The organism is Virgibacillus sp. LDC1 (genome assembly GCF_025792345.1).
Classification (GTDB): Bacteria; Bacillota; Bacilli; order Paenibacillales; family Paenibacillaceae; genus Paenibacillus_AQ; species Paenibacillus_AQ lautus.
In genome coordinates, this window is the sequence record NZ_JAOXLZ010000017.1 from 1 (window position 1) to 657 (window position 657).

1 tRNA gene and 2 rRNA genes are annotated in these 657 nt (G+C 47.9%); all 3 read left to right on the plus strand.

Going from position 1 to position 657, the window contains the following annotated elements:
- Positions 1-105 (plus strand): 16S ribosomal RNA (locus tag OHJ21_RS32935); the annotation flags it as partial.
- A 120-nt stretch (positions 106-225) separates the two neighbouring features.
- Positions 226-301: transfer RNA gene (locus OHJ21_RS32940), tRNA-Ala, on the plus strand.
- Positions 302-466: 165 nt separating this feature from the next.
- Positions 467-657: ribosomal RNA gene (locus OHJ21_RS32945) — 23S ribosomal RNA — on the plus strand; the annotation flags it as partial.

Genomic DNA, 657 nt, shown 5'->3' on the forward strand with positions numbered 1-657 from the left:
TGGGGTAACCCTTACGGGAGCCAGCCGCCGAAGGTGGGGTAGATGATTGGGGTGAAGTCGTAACAAGGTAGCCGTATCGGAAGGTGCGGCTGGATCACCTCCTTTCTATGGAGAATCGTTTCCTGCAACGGAAACATTCAAATAACGATGACGCAAGTCATCGTACAGACTTCAATGAAGTCAACCACGACGTGTATTCATTTGTTCAGTTTTGATGGAATTTGAGGGGCTATAGCTCAGCTGGGAGAGCGCCTGCCTTGCACGCAGGAGGTCAGGGGTTCGATCCCCCTTGGCTCCACCAAATCAATTTCATCTATAAGATATACAATTGATCCTTGAAAACTAGATAACGAAACGAATTTGCGCAATTAGAAATATCCTTTTAGCTGAACTTGTGTCAAAACAAGTTTTAATAAAAGTAGCAGCGAAGGTTTTGGGATCTTTGATCCACATAACCGGAGCGATTGGTTAAGCTACTAAGAGCACACGGAGGATGCCTAGGCGCTAGGAGCCGAAGAAGGACGTGGCGAACAACGAAACTGCCTCGGGGAGCTGTAAGCAAGCTTCGATCCGGGGATGTCCGAATGGGGAAACCCAGCTAGTGTAATAGCTAGTTACCCGTATCTGAATACATAGGATGCGAGGAGGCATACCCAG